General features: G+C 65.2%; 3 protein-coding genes and 1 pseudogene. 2 read left to right on the plus strand and 2 right to left on the minus strand.

Annotated features, from left to right (window positions below):
- Positions 1 to 274, plus strand: a pseudogene (locus SE92_RS37190) (hypothetical protein); the annotation flags it as partial.
- Between the two features lie 158 nt (positions 275 to 432).
- Positions 433 to 816, plus strand: coding sequence for a hypothetical protein (locus tag SE92_RS22735; RefSeq protein ID WP_063198529.1), 384 nt, complete (start codon positions 433 to 435; stop codon positions 814 to 816).
- A gap of 73 nt (positions 817 to 889) precedes the next feature.
- Here the strand turns inward: SE92_RS22735 and SE92_RS22740 are convergent, their stop codons facing one another.
- Both SE92_RS22740 and leuB read right to left on the minus strand, forming a co-directional pair.
- Entirely contained in the window at positions 890 to 1,525 is a 636-nt protein-coding gene (locus SE92_RS22740) for a DapH/DapD/GlmU-related protein (protein ID WP_063198530.1), read from the minus strand.
- A 118-nt stretch (positions 1,526 to 1,643) separates the two neighbouring features.
- The gene (gene leuB, locus SE92_RS22745; protein ID WP_063198532.1) at positions 1,644 to 2,756 is read right to left on the minus strand and encodes a 3-isopropylmalate dehydrogenase; all 1,113 of its coding nucleotides are present in this window, start codon (positions 2,754 to 2,756) and stop codon (positions 1,644 to 1,646) included.
- Positions 2,757 to 2,912: the final 156 nt, after the last annotated feature.

Below are 2,912 nucleotides of genomic sequence, written 5' to 3' on the forward strand. Positions count from 1 at the left end.
GGAGGGCGCGCGGGCCTGCCTCGGCTACCTCAAGCGCAGCGAGGAGCCCGCCTTGCAGATCTCCGGCTTCTCCTGCCAGGGCGACACCCTGCCCGCCCAGCGCGCGGCGATCGCCTGCACGCTGAACCGGCTGACGCTCCTGACCGCGGGGAACGAGCCGAAGCTGGCGGACCTGTTCGCCCATGCCGAGCTGAAGCGCCGGGCCTGCGACCTCCAGGGCTCTCCGGACTGGCTGCTGGGCGCCGCGAATGCGCAATTGCGCGGGGCGCTTTGACCGGCATCAAGCTCAAGTGGCTGGTATTGATGCAACTTTTGCCGGCGCTGGGCGATTATTTTCGAGCTGGTGTGACCCAATAGACCTAGTTGCGCTCACCCCGGCCGGGCTAGTATGGGGTGAAATCGACTGGCGGTGCGCCGCCTGAAGGGGACGTGATGAGCTCGAAATTCTCTGCCAAATTGGCGACCTTGTTTGCAACGGGCGCAGTGATTGCCATGTCCTCCGTTCTGGCGACGCCGGCCTCGGCCGACAACAAGACCAAGCGCTATGACGAGCGCGGCCGGCACTATTACGGCCCGAGCGGTCCCAACGCCGTCTACCAGCAGGGCCGCACCCGCATCTATGTCAGCAAGCGCTCCTGGCTTGACGGCGGCACCGAGGTCAATCCGGGCGACCGCAAGTTCAGCGACTACGCCTTCCCGCCGGCGGTGGGCTATCCGTCCTTCGCCCGTGAGAACCTCAACCGCCCGATCGACCGCCAGCCGCTCTCGCCGCCGCAGGATGTCGGCGGCTATCCGCAGAATTTCCCGCTGTACTGAGCGGACCTCACGACCGAATCAAAAGGCCGGGCTCGCGCCCGGCTTTTTTTTGTTTTCGAGAGCTGCCTGCGCCTCACGCATTCGCCGCAGGATCATAGCGCCGACAAAACTCCTCGATCGCCTCGGAACGGAAATCGGCGAGGCGCTCGAAGATGAGCTCGTCCGGCCAGTCCCACCAGGCGATACGGCGCAGGCTTTCCGCGACAGCATCATCAAAGCGCTTGCGAATGGGACGCGCCGGCACGCCGCCGACGATGGTGTAGGGCGCGACATCACGGCTGACGACCGCGCCTGCCGCGATCACCGCGCCGTCGCCGACGTTCACGCCCGGCAGCAGAATGGCGGCGTGGCCGATCCAGACATCGTTGCCGACGATGACCCGGTCGCCGCGACGATCCGCGAAGAAGTCGCGGTCGCGGCTCGCCGACGCCTCGTAATATTCGGGGACATAGGTGAAGCGGTGCTGCGAGGGGCGGCCCATCGGATGATTGGGCGCGCCGATCCGCACCGAATTGGCAATCGCCGTGAACTTGCCGATCACGGCATCGGCGACGTCGCAATTCTCGCCGAGATAGGAGTAGTCGCCGAGCGAGGCATATTCGATGCGGGTGCCCGCGAGAATCTCGCAGCGCCGCCCGATCTGCGCTTCGCGCCGGCGCACCGTGTCATGGACGAAGGTTTCCGCGATCTTGGGGCGGGGTGAATCCATGAGGCGGTCTCCAATGAGGCCGTAGCCCGGATGCAGCGAAGCGCAATCCGGGAAGGTCTGTCTACGGGTGAGAACCCGGATTTCGCTTCGCTCCATCCGGGCTACGATTCTTCCCGCCTTACGCGTGCAGCTTCTGCAATTCCTTCAGGATCGCTTCGCCCATCTGGGTAGTCGAGACGGCGGTGGTGCCCTCCGACTTGATGTCGGCGGTGCGGAGGCCGCTCGCCAGCACCGCGGCGATTGCGGCATCGACCTTGTCGGCGAGCGCGCCCATGTCGAAGGAATAGCGCAACGCCATGCCGAAGGACGAGATCATCGCGATGGGATTGGCAAGGCCCTTGCCGGCGATATCGGGCGCCGAGCCGTGCACGGGCTCGTACAGCGCCTTGCGCTTCTTGCTCTTGACGTCGACCTCGCCGAGCGAAGCCGAGGGCAGCATGCCGAGCGAGCCGGTGAGCATCGCCGCGATGTCGGACAGCATGTCGCCGAACAGATTGTCGGTGACGATGACGTCGAACTGCTTCGGCCATTTCACCAGCATCATGCCGCCGGAATCGGCGAGCTGATGCTCGAGCGTGACGTCAGGGTATTCGCGCTTGTGGAGCTGGGTCATGACCTCGTTCCAGAGCACGCCCGACTTCATGACGTTGCGCTTCTCCATCGACGTCACCTTGTTCTTGCGCTTCCTGGCAAGCTCGAAGGCGACGCGGCCGATGCGCTCGATCTCATAGGTGTCGTAGACCTGGGTATCGACGGCGCGCTTCTGGCCGTTGCCGAGATCGGTGATGGTCTTCGGCTCGCCGAAATAAACGCCGCCGGTGAGCTCGCGCACGATCATGATGTCGAGGCCCTCGACCGCCTCGCGCTTCAGGCTTGAAGCCTCCGCCAGCGCCGGGTAGCACACGGCGGGACGCAAATTGGCGAACAGAGCGAGATCCTTGCGCAGGCGCAGCAGGCCGGCTTCGGGGCGCACCTCGTAAGGCACCGCATCCCATTTCGGGCCACCGACCGCGCCGAAGATGATGGCGTCCGCGGCGAGCGCCTTGGCCATGTCGCCCTCGGAGATCGACACCTTGTGCGCGTCATAGGCGGAGCCGCCGACGAGGCCGGTATCCGTCTCGAAACTGGCGATCCCGGCCGAATTGAGCCAGTCGATCAGCCGCTTCACCTCGCCCATCACCTCGGGGCCGATACCGTCGCCGGGAAGCAGCAGCAGTTTGTGGGTCGCCATGGTCGTGTCCTTTTCGATCCTCTCTCGTCATTCCGGGGCGCGAGCAAAGCGAGCGAGCCCGGAATCCATCAGGCCACAACGCAAGCGGGGAAATGGATTCCGGGCTCGCGCTTCGCGCGCCCCGGAATGACGGTTCGGCCGGAGTGCTAGAGCGGC

Source organism: Bradyrhizobium sp. AT1, from assembly GCF_001590795.1.
GTDB lineage: Bacteria > Pseudomonadota > Alphaproteobacteria > Rhizobiales > Xanthobacteraceae > Bradyrhizobium.

What these genes read in the sequence shown, in the direction of transcription:
- leuB (WP_063198532.1), bottom strand. Translation starts at nt 2,756, where the DNA reads ATGGCGACCCACAAACTGCTGCTGCTTCCCGGCGACGGTATCGGCCCC.
- SE92_RS22740 (WP_063198530.1), bottom strand. Translation starts at nt 1,525, where the DNA reads ATGGATTCACCCCGCCCCAAGATCGCGGAAACCTTCGTCCATGACACG.
- SE92_RS22735 (WP_063198529.1), top strand. Translation starts at nt 433, where the DNA reads ATGAGCTCGAAATTCTCTGCCAAATTGGCGACCTTGTTTGCAACGGGC.